The 11,314-nt window shown below is 73.7% G+C and carries 12 protein-coding genes; 5 read left to right on the forward strand and 7 right to left on the reverse strand.

The window, feature by feature from the left end; genetic code table 11:
- Window positions 1–171: aldehyde dehydrogenase family protein (locus AB0K37_RS36045; protein WP_363988985.1), on the reverse strand; the 171-nt coding region annotated here is incomplete at its 3' end.
- Between the two features lie 130 nt (window positions 172–301).
- Between AB0K37_RS36045 and AB0K37_RS36050 the strand changes: the two genes are divergently transcribed.
- The gene (locus AB0K37_RS36050; protein ID WP_363988961.1) at window positions 302–1,483 is read left to right on the forward strand and encodes an acyl-CoA dehydrogenase family protein; all 1,182 of its coding nucleotides are present in this window, start codon (window positions 302–304) and stop codon (window positions 1,481–1,483) included.
- A gap of 71 nt (window positions 1,484–1,554) precedes the next feature.
- On the opposite strand, the gene AB0K37_RS36055 is transcribed toward AB0K37_RS36050, so the two are convergent.
- From AB0K37_RS36055 to AB0K37_RS36065, 3 genes are all read right to left on the reverse strand, one after another.
- Window positions 1,555–2,346 carry an enoyl-CoA hydratase/isomerase family protein gene (locus AB0K37_RS36055; protein WP_360358177.1) on the reverse strand — a complete coding sequence of 264 codons (792 nt, stop codon included), beginning with the start codon at window positions 2,344–2,346 and terminating at the stop codon, window positions 1,555–1,557.
- Window positions 2,343–3,308, reverse strand: a complete 966-nt coding sequence (locus AB0K37_RS36060; protein WP_363988964.1) for an alpha/beta hydrolase — start codon at window positions 3,306–3,308, stop codon at window positions 2,343–2,345. Before AB0K37_RS36060 ends, AB0K37_RS36055 begins: the two co-directional genes overlap by 4 nt.
- A 79-nt stretch (window positions 3,309–3,387) precedes the next feature.
- Entirely contained in the window at window positions 3,388–4,137 is a 750-nt protein-coding gene (locus AB0K37_RS36065) for a gamma-glutamyl-gamma-aminobutyrate hydrolase family protein (RefSeq protein WP_363988967.1), read from the reverse strand.
- Window positions 4,138–4,674: 537 nt separating this feature from the next.
- Between AB0K37_RS36065 and AB0K37_RS36070 the strand changes: the two genes are divergently transcribed.
- Window positions 4,675–5,796, forward strand: a complete 1,122-nt coding sequence (locus AB0K37_RS36070) for a globin domain-containing protein (RefSeq protein ID WP_363988970.1) — start codon at window positions 4,675–4,677, stop codon at window positions 5,794–5,796.
- 6 nt (window positions 5,797–5,802) lie between these two features.
- Here AB0K37_RS36070 and AB0K37_RS36075 read toward each other — a convergent pair whose 3' ends face one another.
- Window positions 5,803–6,603 (reverse strand): helix-turn-helix transcriptional regulator, encoded by an 801-nt coding sequence (locus tag AB0K37_RS36075; RefSeq protein ID WP_363988987.1) that lies wholly within the window; start codon window positions 6,601–6,603, stop codon window positions 5,803–5,805.
- Between the two features lie 122 nt (window positions 6,604–6,725).
- Here AB0K37_RS36075 and AB0K37_RS36080 point away from each other — a divergent pair, with 122 nt between their 5' ends.
- Window positions 6,726–7,130: a PaaI family thioesterase gene (locus AB0K37_RS36080; RefSeq protein WP_363988972.1), complete on the forward strand. Its 405-nt coding sequence runs from the start codon at window positions 6,726–6,728 to the stop codon at window positions 7,128–7,130.
- Between the two features lie 19 nt (window positions 7,131–7,149).
- Here the strand turns inward: AB0K37_RS36080 and AB0K37_RS36085 are convergent, their stop codons facing one another.
- Together AB0K37_RS36085 and thyX are read right to left on the reverse strand one after the other, a co-directional pair.
- The gene (locus AB0K37_RS36085; RefSeq protein ID WP_363988975.1) at window positions 7,150–7,872 is read right to left on the reverse strand and encodes a dienelactone hydrolase family protein; all 723 of its coding nucleotides are present in this window, start codon (window positions 7,870–7,872) and stop codon (window positions 7,150–7,152) included.
- A gap of 51 nt (window positions 7,873–7,923) precedes the next feature.
- Entirely contained in the window at window positions 7,924–8,721 is a 798-nt protein-coding gene (thyX, locus tag AB0K37_RS36090) for an FAD-dependent thymidylate synthase (protein WP_363988977.1), read from the reverse strand.
- A gap of 160 nt (window positions 8,722–8,881) precedes the next feature.
- Between thyX and AB0K37_RS36095 the strand changes: the two genes are divergently transcribed.
- Window positions 8,882–10,987: a molybdopterin oxidoreductase family protein gene (locus tag AB0K37_RS36095; protein WP_363988980.1), complete on the forward strand. Its 2,106-nt coding sequence runs from the start codon at window positions 8,882–8,884 to the stop codon at window positions 10,985–10,987.
- Between the two features lie 34 nt (window positions 10,988–11,021).
- Window positions 11,022–11,147, forward strand: a complete 126-nt coding sequence (locus tag AB0K37_RS36100) for a DUF664 domain-containing protein (protein ID WP_363988983.1) — start codon at window positions 11,022–11,024, stop codon at window positions 11,145–11,147.
- Window positions 11,148–11,314 lie beyond the last annotated feature (167 nt).

Genomic DNA, 11,314 nt, shown 5'->3' on the forward strand with positions numbered 1-11,314 from the left:
GGGCGCGGCGGCGCGGGCCGCCGCCACGGCCGCGTCCACGTCCGCCGCCGAGGAGGCGGCCACCACCCCCAGCGGCTCCCCGGTCGCCGGATCGGTCACCGTGAACGTCTCGTCCCCGGTCCCCTGGCTCCACCGTCCGCCGGCCAGCATCCACCTGTCGCGCGGCCGCATGGCCTCCCCTTCCGTGTCGGCTCCCCGTGTCGCCTACCCGGCCCAGGGCGCTTCAGACCCACCCCACGTCAGTGAACACTTACTCGCGTCGGCTACCGTGAGCCCAGGCGAGAACGTGCGAGGAGGCGCGATGGACTTCGACCTGCCGGAGGGCGCGGCCGCGGTGCGCGAGGGCGTGCTGGCGGTCGCCGGGAAGTACGACCAGGACTACTGGGGCCGGTGCGACGCGGACAAGCGCTGGCCGGAGGAGGTCTGGCGGGAGCTGGTCGACGGCGGCTGGCACAGCCTGGCGATCCCCGAGGAGTACGGCGGCGGGGGCCAGGGGCTGCTGGAGCTGGCGGTGGCCCTGGAGGCCCTCGCCGAGGGCGGCGCGGGCGGCGCCGCGTCCTTCATGTACCTGCTGACGCCCGCGTTCGGCGGCCTGACCGTCGCCCGCCACGGCACCGCCGAGCAGAAGCGCGAACTCCTGCCGAGGATCGCCTCCGGCGAGATCGAGACGTGCTTCGCCATCACCGAGCCGGACGCGGGCAGCAACGCCATCGCCATCTCCACCCAGGCGCGCCGCGACGGCGACTCCTTCGTCGTCAGCGGCCAGAAGATCTGGATCTCCGGCGTCGAGCGCGCCGACTTCCTCGTCCTGGTCGCCCGGACGATCCCGGCCGCGCAGGCACGCCCCCGCACCGCGGGGTTCACCGTCCTGCTGGTGGACGTCAAGGAGGCCGTGGCCGAGGGCACGCTGACCTACCGGCCGATCCCGAAGCTCGGCACCAACACCGTCGCCTCCAGCATGGTCTTCCTTGACGGTGTCCGCGTGCCCGCCGACCGGGTCCTCGGCGAGCCCGACCAGGGCTTCGCCGTGCTGTGGGACATCCTCAACCCCGAGCGGATCCTGGCCGCCGCGGGCGGCGTCGGGTCCGGCGGCCTGGTACTGCGGATCGCCTGCGAGTACGCCGGCGAGCGCGCCCCCTTCGGCACGCCGATCGGGGCGAACCAGGCCGTCGCGTTCCCGCTCGCGCGGATCAAGGCGCAGCTGGAGCTGGCCCGGCTGATGACCTACAAGGCCGCCTGGCTGTGGGACCGCGGCCGGCCCTGCGGCTCGGAGGCCAACATCGCCAAGCTCACCGCGGCGGACGCGGCCTGGCAGGCGGCCGACCGCGCGTTCCAGACCTACGGCGGCATGGCGTACTCCCTGGAGTACCCGGTCGCCCGGATGTTCCGGGACGCCCGCATCGCCAAGAACATCCCGGTCGCCGAGGAACTCGTCCTCGCCCACATCGCCCAGCACGAGCTGGGACTCCCCAAGTCGTACTGACCCGTCCCACGCCCCGAGCCGCGCGGGGCGCGGCCCGGGTCACGGGGACGCACGGACGCAGGGGACGCGCCTCAGCCGAAGCGGGGCGGGCGCTTCTCCCGGATCGCCGCGACGCCCTCGCGCACGTCCGGGCCGGTGAACCCGAAGAACTCCATCGCCAGGGAGGCGTCGAACGTCGGCCCGGCGAGGCGCAGCCAGTTGTTCAGCGCGTGCTTGGTGAACGACAGCGCCTCGGCCGGCCCGGCGGCGAGGCGTCCGGCGATCTCCAGCGCGCGCTCGTGCACGTGCGCGTCGTCCACGCACAGCGAGACCAGACCGATCCGCTCGGCCTCCTCGCCGGTGAGGACGTCGTTGAGCAGCAGGTAGTACTTGGCCTTCGCGAGCCCGCACAGCAGCGGCCACACGATCGCCGCGTGGTCGCCCGCCGCGACGCCCAGCCGCGTGTGCCCGTCGATGATCTTCGCGGTGCGGCCCGCGACGGAGACGTCGGCCAGCAGCGCGACCGCGAGCCCGGCGCCCACCGCCGGGCCCTGCACGGCGCTGACCACCGGCTTGGAGCAGTTCAGCACGTTCATCACGATGTCGCGGGCCTCGCGCATGATCCGGCGGCGGGAGGCGTGGTCGGTCATCATCTCCTCGATCATGGCGAGGTCGCCGCCGGCGGAGAACGCCGTGCCCTCCCCCCGCACGAGCACCACGCGGACGTCGTCGTCGGCGTCGGCGTCCCGCCAGATCTCCGCCAGCTCGCGGTGCCCGGTGGTGTCGACCGCGTTCAGCTTGCCCGGTGTGCTGATCGTGACCCGCAGCACCCCGTCCGCCGCCCAGTCGATCTTCAGCCGCTCGTACGCGTCGTACCGCGTCATGCCGCACTCCCCTGCCGCGAGTGGTCGTCGAATGCCGCGCGCAATCGTCGCACAGCGAACTCGACCGCCTCGGCGCCGGCGTCGAAGATCTCGGGCAGCAGGAAGAAGGAGTGCACGACGCCGTCGTAGCGGCGCAGCTCCACCGGCACGCCGGCCTCGGCGAGGCGGCGCGCGTAGGCCTCGCCCTCGTCGCGCAGGATGTCGCACTCGGCGGTGATCACGGTGGCGGGCGCGGCGCCGGCCAGGTCCGCGGCGCGCAGCGGGGCCAGCCGGGGATCGGCCGGGTCGGCGCCGTCCCGGTAGAGCTCCATGAACCGGGCGAGCGATCCGGCGTCCAGCCCGTAGCCCGTCCCGTACTCCCGCCAGCTCGGGGTGTCCTTCGCCGTGTCGGTCACCGGGTAGACGAGCAGCTGGTGGGCGAGGGGGACCCCGGCGTCCCTGGCCAGCAGCGCGGCGACCGCGGCGAGGTTGCCGCCCGCGCTGTCTCCGGCGACCGCCACGGCCCCCTCCAGCACGCCGTACCGTCCGGGCTCGCGCGCCACCGAGGACACCACGGCCCAGGCGTCGTCCACCGCCGCGGGGAACGGGTGCTCGGGGGCCAGCCGGTAGCCGACGTTCAGCACGGCGCACTCCGCCGCGGCCGCCAGGTCGCGGCAGAAGGCGTCCACGTCGTCGACGCCGCCGAGCACCCATCCTCCGCCGTGCAGGTACACGACGGCCGGCAGCGGCCCTCGCTCGGGCGGCGCCGGGCGGTACAGGCGCACCGGCACGGGCCCCCCGGGGCCGGGCACCTCGACGTCGCGGACCCGCGGAAGCTCGCGCCGCACGACCGGGAAGGCCGCGCCGATCCGCTCCCGCATCTGCTCGATCGTGGGCTCGGCGGGCCCGTCCCGCCCCGGCGGCACGGCGGTCCACGAGGCGAGCTGCTCCAGGAAGCTCACGGTCTGCGGGTGCAGGGGCATGCGGCGGCCTCCGGTGGGGGGACATCGGCGGAAATCCACCCCCTCGGCCTGCCCGGTGGCCGGGCCGCCAATCCCCGCGTCAGCGTCCGGCGGCTTCGGCGACGAGGGCCTCGAAGAGCCGCCTGTCGTCGCCCTCCTCGGGGTGCCACTGGACCGCGACGCCGAAACGGTGGCCCTGGAGTTCCACGGCCTCCACCACCTGGTCCTCGGCCCACGCGACGGCGGTCAGGCCCTTGCCGAGCCGGCTCACCGCCTGGTGGTGGTAGGTGGGGACGTCGGAGGAGGCCCCGAGGATCCTGCCGATCCGGCTCCCCTCGCTGGTCCGCACCAGGTGGGAGCCGAGGAGCCCGGCGGCGGGGGCGTGCCCCCGGTGGCCCACCGCCTCCGGCAGGTGCTGGACGAGGGCGCCGCCGCGCGCGACGTTCAGCACCTGCATTCCCCGGCAGATCGCCAGGAACGGCAGGTCGGCGTCGACGACCGCGCGGACGAGGGCCAGCTCGAACCGGTCGCGCTGCGGCTGCGGCGGCCCGGTCTCGGGATGCCGGGCGGCGCCGTAGAGCTCCGGGTCGACGTCGCCGCCTCCCGCCAGGACGACGCCGTCCAGCCGCGAGACCAGGGTGTCCAGTCCGCGCAGGGTCGCGGCCGGGGGCAGCAGGACCGGGACGCCGCCGGCCCGCTCGACCGAGCGCGCGTACGGCACGGGCAGCAGCGCGGCCTCGCGCACCCAGAACCCCCAGCGGGCCGGCTCCTGGTAGGCGGTGATGCCGATGAGCGGCGGCCCGCCCTCACCGGCCTCCGGGTGCGGCGCTCCGCGCACGGCTCCTGACATGCGTGTCTCCCCCCTGTGCTGGACCCCGGCCCGGGGCGGCCGCCGACACGGGCGACCCGCCGGCCGCACGTCACCGTGCGCCGCCCGCCCCCTCGCGCCGGCCGCCCCCGGCCCTCCTCGGATCAGCTTGCCGCACGGCACGCGGCTCCGCCGTCGGAAGTGGCGAGATCGGCGCATCGCGATGCCGGGGCGGTGACCGGTCGCGGGGTGGCTCGCGGCGGAAACACCGAAGAATTCGGAAATCTTCTTCCCTGATGCAGGTTCTTCCTCCCCTTCCGGACGGTTCTTCCGGAACGTTCGCGCCCCGATCGGATACCGATCAGTATGCGTTGACCGATTCACTTACCGTCGGTCACGCGAAATTGACGTCCCATTACAGTGAGTAGCGGTCTTGGGCCTCTGTCCACCCGATCGATTGAACACCTGCGGGGATGGATGAGAGAATCTCACCAACTCGGGCAGCGAGCGCGTCCGGATCCTCCGTCAGCGCTGCCGTCCGACCACCGAAAACAGCCCCCTGGGAGGCGAGCCGACCGAATGCCACCGGAAACTCGCGTTATCAAAGAATGCTTCGCACGCCTTGAGGCCGATCCAGCGGGCGCCACGAGCTATTTCTACGGCCGCCTTTTCGCGGCGCGGCCGCGGCTGCGGACCCTGTTCCCTCCCGCGATGGGCGGCCAGCACGACCGGTTCTTCCACGCGCTCAGCCGGATCGTGTGGAGCCAGGACAACCCCGAGGAGCTCGCCCGCCACCTTGAGGGCCTCGGCCGCGGCCACCGCAAGTACGGGGTCCTGCGCGAGCACTATCCGGCCGTCGAGGAGGCCCTGACCGCGACGCTGCGCGCCTTCGCCGCCGACGTCTGGACGGCCGAGACCGAGGCGGCCTGGCGCGCCGCCTACCGCTCCGCGGCCGACGCCATGGCCGCCGCGGCGGAGCGGGACGCCGCGAGCGCCCCGCCGTGGTGGGTCGCCGAGGTCGTGCGGCACGAGCGCCGCGCCTTCGACCTCGCCGTCCTCACGCTGCGCCCCGAGCGTCCCCTGCCGTTCGCGCCCGGGCAGCACGTGAGCGTGCAGAGCGCCCGCTGGCCGCGGATCTGGCGGCCGTACTCGATCGCGAACGCGCCCCGCCGGGACGGGACGATCTGCCTGCACGTCCGGGCCCATCCCGCCGGGTGGGTGAGCGGCGCGCTGGTCCGGCACACCGGTCCGGGCGACAGCGTGCTGCTGGGCCCGCCGGACGGCGCGATGACCCTCGACCCGGAGTCGGGCCGCCCGCTCCTGCTCATCGGCGGCGGCACCGGCCTGGCCCCCGTGAAGGCGCTGGCCGAGCAGGCCCTCGCCTCCGACCCGTGCCGCGACGTCCTGCTCGTCGCCGCGGCCCGCACCGAAAGCGCCCTGTACGACCTCCCCGCGCTGCGGCACCTGGAGTCGGCCCACGCCCGGCTCCAGGTCGTCCCCGTGGTGTCCCGCGAACCCGCCGCCGGCGCCCTCGCCGGCCGCGTGCCGGACGTCCTTCCCCAGCTCCTGGACGGCGCCGGCGGCCACGACGCCTACGTGGCCGGGCCCGCCCCGCTCGTCCGCGCGACGGTCGCCGCCCTGCAGCGGCTCGGCGTGCCGCTGACGCGCGTCCACCACGACCTGCTCACGGCCGGGGACTGAGGCGCGTCACCAGCCGGCGCGCTCCCGCAGGAACTCGGTCGTCTTCGCGTCCGCCGGGTAGAACGACTCGATCGCCAGTTCCGCCACCGTGATGTCGACCGGCGTCCCGAAGGTCGCGATCGTGCTGAAGAACGACAGTTCCCGGCCGTCCACCCGCATCCGCAGCGGAACGAAGACATCGTGGCTCGCGGGCGGGGCGATCGCCTCCCCCACGTCGCCGGGGAAGCTCCGCAGCTCCTTGTGCAGCTGGGCGAGCCCCGCGTCCGCGGTCAGCGCCACATGCCGCCGGACCCGGTCGATCATGTGGGCGCGCCACTCCGCCAGGTTCAGAATGTTCTTGGCCATCCCGTCCGGGTGCATGCTGAGCCGCAGCACGTTCAGCGGCGGCTCCAGCAGTTCCGGAGGCGCGCCCTCCATGAAGAACGCGGCCGCGCCGTTGGCGTCGATCAGGTTCCAGAACCGGTCCACGACCACCGCCGGATAGGGCTCGTGGCCCTCCAGCACCTGCCGGAGCGCCGCCCGGACCGTGTCCATCTTCGGTTCCTCGATCGGCGTCTCGTCGAACACCGGCGCGTACCCGGCCGACACCAGCAGCAGGTTGCGGTCGCGCAGCGGCACGTCCAGGTGCTCGGCGAGCCGCAGCACCATCTCCCGGCTCGGCGCCGAGCGCCCCGTCTCCACGAAGCTGAGGTGCCGCGTCGACACGTCCGCCTCCGACGCCAGCTCCAGCTGGCTCAGCCTGCGCCGCTGCCGCCACGCCCGGAGCTGGTCCCCGATCGGCCGCACGTCGCTCAGTCCCGTCGTCATCGTCGTCACGCCACGACGGTAGCGGCACCCGGGTCAGGCTCACGATTACGTGCGGGGTAATGGACGCTCCGAGGCCCGGGCGGCGAGGGTGGGGCCTCCGAGACCCGCCCCAGGAGGCCTTCATGACGACCGGGTTCACCCCCGACCAGCTGACCGACGCCATGCCGTTCGCCCGCGCGCTCGGCATGGAGATCGACACCGCGGGGCCGGAGGAGGTCGCCGGCCACCTGGACTGGGCCCCCGACCGCTGCACCGCCGGCGGGCTCATGCACGGCGGCGCCCTCATGGCCCTGGCCGACACGCTCGGCGCGGCGTGCGCGTTCCTCAACCTCCCGCCGGACACCTCCACCTCGACGCTGGAGTCCAAGACCAACTTCTTCCGCGGGGTCAGGGAGGGACGCGTCCGGGGCGTCTCCCGCCCGCTGCACACCGGCCGGACCTCGATCGTCGTCCAGACCGACCTGTACGACGAGACCGGGCGCCGTGTCGCCCAGGTGACCCAGACCCAGGCCGTGCTCCGCCTGTGAGCTCGCCGGGCCGACGCCTTTACATTGTAGATTTTTTGGAGAGGTGCTCGGCGAAGAAGGCGAGGATGCGCTCCCAGCCGCCCGGGGCGTTCTCGCGGCCCTTCCCGAAGCCCATGACGATCTTCGCGATGGGGCCGAACGGGGGCGGCGGCGTGAGGTCGGTGAGGAACCCGTGCCCGGTGCCCGGGTACTCCTTCACGTCGTGCGTCACGCCCGCGGCCGCGAGGGCGCGCTCCAGCCTCCCGGCGGCCCCCCGCAGCGACGGGTCGGCGGCGCCGTAGCTGCCGACGATCGGGCACGCGCCCCGCAGGGACTCCTCGGGCCGGCGCGGCAGGATCCCGTAGTTGGCCGCGGCGGCCTGGAAGTCGTACTTCGCCGCCGCGACCAGCGCGAACCCGCCGCCCATGCAGAACCCGCAGACCCCGACGCCGCCGGTGCAGTCGTCCCGGCCGGCGAGCCATGCGCGGGCCGCCTCGATGTGGTCGTAGGTCGGCCCGCGCTGGGCCCGCATGTCGCGCATCGCCTTGGCGACGCAGCGCACCCAGGGCGCCCCGTTGTAGAGGTCGGGCAGGACGGCGAGGTACCCATGGGCGGCGAACCGGTCGGCCTGGGCGCGCATGTCGTCGTTCGCGCCCATCGCCTCGAACACGATCACGACGCCCGGCCAGGGCCCCTCCCCCTCGGGGACGGCGAGGTAGCCCGGCAGCGCGCGGCCGCCCACCGGAATGGAGATGTCAGACATAGCGTCCAATACTTCCCCAGTCGGGCCCGCGCGCCTAGCCCCGGCGCGGGATCAGACCTTGCGCCACTGCGGCACCCACGCGCCGTCCTCGACGACGTAGTCGCCGAACAGGTCCGGGGCCTCCGTGCGCATCACCTCGCCGATCTTGCCGAAGAGCAGCCGGATCTCCTCCTCGGCGCCGGGCGCGGTGCGGTTCTCCAGGGTGTGGCGCAGGGTGCGGACGTTGGCCGTCCAGACCAGGCCGGTGCCGACGCCCTCGGGGGCGAACCGGCGCATGAACGAGGTCTTGTGCTTCTTCTCCTTGAACGGCACGCCCTCGTCGTCCAGGCCGAAGTGCGCGGCCATCCAGCCCTGGAACTCCTCCATCTGCTCCAGCACGGCGGTAGCGCGCTTCATCAGCTCGGTGTCCTCGCGGGCCCACTCCGGGAACCAGAAGGGGATGTCCTGCAACCGGACGAACCGCAGCGACTCCTGCGAGATGGCCACGCCCGGCCGGTGCCGGACGAGCTCGTGGGTCAGCACCCGGCTCACGTTGTGCAGGACGAAGCTGAAGCTGACGTGCTCCAGCACCGAGCCGTGCAGGCTGCGCAGGATGTTCTCCAGGTACTGGCCGGAGTCGGTGCGGATCTTGGTGACGTTGGGGTTGAGGCCCGGCTCCCAGGAGCGGTAGCAGAGCCGGCCCGCGAACTCGGCGAGATTCTGCGGGTCGTTGAGCTCCTCGTCGAGCTCCCCGCGGTCGAGCCGCTCCAGCCAGCTCTCCCCGCCCACCTCCCGCAGGTACCGGGCGACCTCGTCGTAGTCCAGTTCGGGCCGCGCAACGAGGAACACCTCGGGCTCGACGCTCTTCACTCTCGTTCCCCCTACGGGTCGTTTCCGTCGCCCCTTAGGAAACCACCCCGCCACCCCGGCCGCGACCTCGGGCACGGCCTTCGGGGGTAATGAGCGTCCTGGATCACGCTCGTGGGGTTGTGGCGCACACTAGAGAAATTCGTCCAGCTAGGAGGGTTCTATGCCATCGGAACTGACAGTGCTGGGGGCCTGCCCGCTGGACTGCCCCGACGGCTGCTCATGGGTCGTCACCGTACGGGACGGGGCGGCGGTCCGGCTGCGCGGCAACCCCGGCCACCCGTACACGCGCGGGGCGCTGTGCGCGAAGGTGAACCGGTGGCTGGAACGCGCCGCCCAGCCGGACCGCATCCTGCACCCGATGCGCCGGGTGGGCGCCAAGGGCGAGGGGCGGTTCGAGCGCATCGGGTGGGACGAGGCGCTCGACGAGATCGCCGCGCGGCTGGAGGACGTCGCCCGGGAGCACGGCGGCGAGGCGATCTGGCCCTACTGGGGGACGGGGACGCTCGGCTACCTGCAGGGCCTCGAAGGGTATTCCGGCCGGCGGTTCTTCAACGTGCTCGGCGCCTCGGCCCACGACGCCGACATCTGCTCGGCGGCGGGCAGCGCCGGGATGGCCGAGGCGGTCGGCTCGCCGGGCGGCATGGACCCCGAGGACCTGGCGCACGCCCGGCTCGTCCTGCTGTGGGGCACCAATCCGCTGACCAGCGGGCACCATGTGTGGAAGTTCGTCCAGGACGCGCGGAAGGCGGGCGCGCACCTGGTCGCGATCGACCCGGTGCGGACGCGGACGGCGCGGCAGGCCGACGAGCACCTGGCGCCCCTGCCCGGAACGGACGGGGCGCTCGCGCTCGGCCTGCTCCACGTCATCGTGGGCCTCGGCGCGCAGGACGCGGACTTCCTGGCCCGGGGCACGCTCGGATGGCGGGAGTTCCGCGACCGGATCGCCGAGTACCCCCCGGACCGGGCCGCGCGGATCACCGGCGTCCCGGCGGACCGCATCGTGGCGCTCGGCGAGCGGATCGCCCGCACCCGCCCCACCGCGATCCGCGCGACGCAGGGGCTCCAGCGGCACTCCGGCGGCGGGGCCGCCCTGCGGCTGATCGCCGCCATCCCCGCCGTGACCGGCGACTGGGCGAGGCGCGGCGGCGGGGTCGCGTTCTCCACGTCCGGCCACGTGAAGCTGGACAAGGCCGCGCTGTGGCGCGACGACCTGCGCCCCCGCCCGGTGCGGACGCTGTCGATGAGCCGCCTCGGCGAGGGGCTGCTGGACGTCCAGGACCCGCCCGTCAAGGCCCTGTTCGTCATCGCGGCCAACCCCGCGGGCAGCACCCCGCACCAGAACAAGGTGCGCCGGGGCCTGGCCCGCGACGACCTGTTCACCGTGGTGCTGGAGCAGTTCCCGACCGACACCGTGGACTACGCCGACATCGTGCTGCCCGCGACGGCGCAGCACGAGCACACCGACCTGCACGAGGGCTACGGCCACCTGTACCTCACCTGGAACGAGCCCGCGGTGGCGCCGCCCGGCGAGTGCCTGCCCACGACCGAGACCTTCCGCCGCCTGGCGCACCGGATGGGCCTGCGGGAACCGGCCCTCTACGACTCCGACGAGAGCCTCGCCGAACAACTGCTGGCGTCGGACCACCCGTGGATGGCGGGCGTCACGCTGGACCGGCTCCGCAAGGAGGGATTCGTGCGCATGTCGGTCCCGGACCCGTTCCTGCCGTACGCCGACGGCTTCCCGACCCCGTCGGGGCGGTTCGAGTTCCGCTCGTCCACCGCCGGGCTCGCCGGATACGTCCCACCCGCGGAGGTCGCCGACGAGGAGCGGGCCGAGAAGTACCCCCTCGCCCTGGTCTCGGCCGCGTCCCACGAGTTCCTCAACACCCAGTTCGCCAACAACCCGGAGTTGAGGCGCCGCTCGGGCGGACTCGCCGTCCGCCTCCACGAGGACGACGCGCGGGCGCGGGGCCTGGTCGACGGGCAGCGCGTCGTGGTCGGCAACGAGCGGGGCTCCTTCGAGGCCGTCCTGAAGATCACCGACGAGGTCCGCCCCGGCGTCGCGGCGGCGGCCAAGGGCCACTGGGCCAAGCTCTCCGGCGGCTCCAACGCCAACGCCGTGGTCGACGAGCGCGCCACCGACCTCGGCGGCGGCCCCGTCTTCCACGACACCCGCGTGGAGATCGCCGCCCTGCCGGCGCCACCGCGGCCGGCCGGGCCCCTCGCAGGTGCGGATCCGGCCGCCGGCGGAGGCGACATTCAGTAGCTCCCCGGATGCTCCTGGGCGAGGATTCGCCTCCATGGCATGGTCACTGGACGAGGAGTTCCCCGGGAGAACGCGCACGCTGACGCTCCGGTGGGTCTACCTCCACATGCACGAAGAGTACGCACGGCACAACGGCTTTCCGCGAGGGCGGGAAACGTGATCTTTGTGGGCGGTACGGTGTGGCCTGGAGGGATCGATGACGTTTCAGGCCGATACCGGCGCCGTGCTCGACCGCGCCAGGAGGTACGAGCGGCAGGGGCGGGCCGAGGAGGCCGCGGCCGCCTACGCGGACGCCGCCGACGCCATGGAGGCGCGCGGCGACCTGGC

Origin of the sequence: Actinomadura sp. NPDC049753, from assembly GCF_040674655.1 — a bacterium.
GTDB classification, from domain to species: Bacteria; Actinomycetota; Actinomycetes; order Streptosporangiales; family Streptosporangiaceae; genus Spirillospora; species Spirillospora verrucosospora.

Bases quoted from the DNA above. Each gene is read 5' to 3' on its own strand.
- AB0K37_RS36055 (WP_360358177.1), bottom strand. From the start codon at position 2,346: ATGACGCGGTACGACGCGTACGAGCGGCTGAAGATCGACTGGGCGGCG.
- AB0K37_RS36095 (WP_363988980.1), top strand. From the start codon at position 8,882: ATGCCATCGGAACTGACAGTGCTGGGGGCCTGCCCGCTGGACTGCCCC.
- AB0K37_RS36070 (WP_363988970.1), top strand. From the start codon at position 4,675: ATGCCACCGGAAACTCGCGTTATCAAAGAATGCTTCGCACGCCTTGAG.
- AB0K37_RS36080 (WP_363988972.1), top strand. From the start codon at position 6,726: ATGACGACCGGGTTCACCCCCGACCAGCTGACCGACGCCATGCCGTTC.
- AB0K37_RS36060 (WP_363988964.1), bottom strand. From the start codon at position 3,308: ATGCCCCTGCACCCGCAGACCGTGAGCTTCCTGGAGCAGCTCGCCTCG.
- AB0K37_RS36100 (WP_363988983.1), top strand. From the start codon at position 11,022: ATGGCATGGTCACTGGACGAGGAGTTCCCCGGGAGAACGCGCACGCTG.
- AB0K37_RS36075 (WP_363988987.1), bottom strand. From the start codon at position 6,603: ATGACGACGGGACTGAGCGACGTGCGGCCGATCGGGGACCAGCTCCGG.
- AB0K37_RS36065 (WP_363988967.1), bottom strand. From the start codon at position 4,137: ATGTCAGGAGCCGTGCGCGGAGCGCCGCACCCGGAGGCCGGTGAGGGC.
- AB0K37_RS36050 (WP_363988961.1), top strand. From the start codon at position 302: ATGGACTTCGACCTGCCGGAGGGCGCGGCCGCGGTGCGCGAGGGCGTG.
- AB0K37_RS36085 (WP_363988975.1), bottom strand. From the start codon at position 7,872: ATGTCTGACATCTCCATTCCGGTGGGCGGCCGCGCGCTGCCGGGCTAC.